Source organism: Bacteroidota bacterium (assembly GCA_034723125.1).
In the GTDB taxonomy this organism is placed as follows: Bacteria; Bacteroidota; Bacteroidia; order CAILMK01; family JAAYUY01; genus JAYEOP01.
The window spans coordinates 1-2,083 of sequence record JAYEOP010000438.1; the positions used below are offsets into that span (position 1 = coordinate 1).

Below are 2,083 nucleotides of genomic sequence, written 5' to 3' on the forward strand. Positions count from 1 at the left end.
TTTCTCAACTCACTGATGCTAAGGCATCGCCTCGTCTCAAAAAATAAAAATCTCACCTGCCTGACGGCAAAGGCAGGTCAAAAATCTTAGAAATCATAAAATTTGATAGTTTTCTTAGAGGCACTAACTAATGTAGTACAATCCAGCACCCGGTCCAAGTGGTAACCCAAATACAATCCAAATTATCAACAGTAATGTCCATACGATGAAGAAGGTAATAGAATAGGGTAACATGGTAGCTATAAGTGAACCAATGCCCGATTTCGAATCATATTTTTCAAAGTAAACAATAATCAGGGCAAAAAAGCTCATCATAGGAGAAATTAAGTTTGTAACACTATCGCCAATACGAAAAACTGCCTGTGATAATTCAGGAGAATATTCCAACAACATAAACATAGGAATGAATATGGGTCCCATAATTGCCCATTTAGCCGATGCACTTCCCATGAACATATTAATCATGCCAGAGATAATTATAAACATTATGACCAGTGGTATGAGTCCCAAATTTGCACTTTGAAGGAATATTGCTCCTTTCACGGCAACCAGAATACCAAGGTTGCTCCACTTGAACCATGCAACAAACTGTGATGCAAAAAAGACTAAAACCAAAAATGAAATTAAACCTTTAAAACTGCTGTTCATTCCATTTATAACATCTTCATGTTTTTTGAAAGTGCCACTTACATATCCATAAACGATTCCGCAAGTTCCTGCTATGATAAACAAAACTGCAATAAATCCTTTTATTACCGGTGAATGAAGTATAGTGTTGTCATCAGCTCGTAAAATTCCATTATCGGGAATAAGACCTAACGCAATTAGAATAATAAATAATAATAAAACTATGCCTGCCCATTTAAGTCCCTTTTTTTCATTTATACTTAGATTAGTTATTTCTTCTTTTTCTATGTTGCCAGTGTATTTACCAAGACGGGGTTCAACGATGGCTTTAGTTACCCAAGTACCTGCAATAGAAATAACAAATGTTGATGCTACCATAAAGTAATAATTGGCTGTAGGCAATACGTAATAATCCGCATCTACAATTTGTGAAGCCTCAGTTGATAAACCGGCAAGTAAAGGATCTATCGTTCCGATAAATAAATTTGCACTGAATCCGCCACTTACACCTGCAAAAGCTGCTGCCATACCAGCAATAGGATGTCTGCCTAATGAATGAAATATAACTCCTGCTATAGGAATAATCAGAATATATCCCAAATCTGAGGCTATGTTTGAGAGTATTCCTGTAAATACAATCAAGAAAGTAACTGAACTTTCAGGTGCTTTAGTAAGCAACAGATTAATTGAAGACTTAATAAGTCCGCTACTTTCGGCAATCCCTATTCCTAACATTGCGACCATAACAATGCCCAAAGGTGCAAAACCTGTGTAACTGTTAACCATTTCAAGAAGTATCCTGTGAAGTCCATCTCTTGAAAGGAGGTTTTCTATTTTAATGGTTTCTCCGTTGCCGGGATTAACTCCTTCCCATTGCAGATAGTAACCTATCAAGGATAATACTAAGGTCATTAATGCGAATATTCCAAACAAAGCGGCAGGATGAGGTAGTGCATTTCCAACTTTTTCAACTCCTCCAAGTATATTGATTCTTTTTATCTTCATAATTTTTTTGTTATAAGTCTTTTACTTTAGCATGTTGTACAATGGTTTAAATATGGTACGTTTAGCTTTTGATTTGACTATTTCTTACCATCTTTTATCTTCTTAGTTAATTTGTTTAAATCTTCCTCTAACTCTTTTATACTGTTTTCTTTTTCAACTTGTCTTTGAGTTTCTTTATATTTTTTAAATTCCGTACTCGATTTTTCTATTGCCATTTTATGACTTATTTTCCCTGCGTGTGTTAGCAATTCTTTTCCATTTAACTGTACAATGTTTATAAAAAACTCTGGAAATCTTAATGCGAATGTATTTATAGAACCTCCCTAAAATTCATTTCTTGCTTTAAAAGTTCGTAAACATTATACACTATTGGGCATATTTCATAATTTTCAATAACTCCTAATAGTCTGGAATTAAAATTGTCTTTGTGCAAATATGGGTATGAATTACA

1 protein-coding gene and 1 pseudogene are annotated in these 2,083 nt (G+C 34.3%); both read right to left on the reverse strand.

Annotated elements, in window-relative coordinates:
• Positions 1-123: 123 nt before the first annotated feature.
• Positions 124-1,632 (reverse strand): AbgT family transporter, encoded by a 1,509-nt coding sequence (locus U9R42_11665; GenBank protein MEA3496681.1) that lies wholly within the window; start codon positions 1,630-1,632, stop codon positions 124-126.
• A 77-nt stretch (positions 1,633-1,709) separates the two neighbouring features.
• Positions 1,710-1,904, reverse strand: a pseudogene (locus U9R42_11670) (cell filamentation protein Fic).
• Between the last annotated feature and the right edge of the window lie 179 nt (positions 1,905-2,083).

Excerpts from the sequence above, each read along its gene's own strand:
- U9R42_11665 (MEA3496681.1), bottom strand. The coding sequence starts at position 1,632 with ATGAAGATAAAAAGAATCAATATACTTGGAGGAGTTGAAAAAGTTGGA.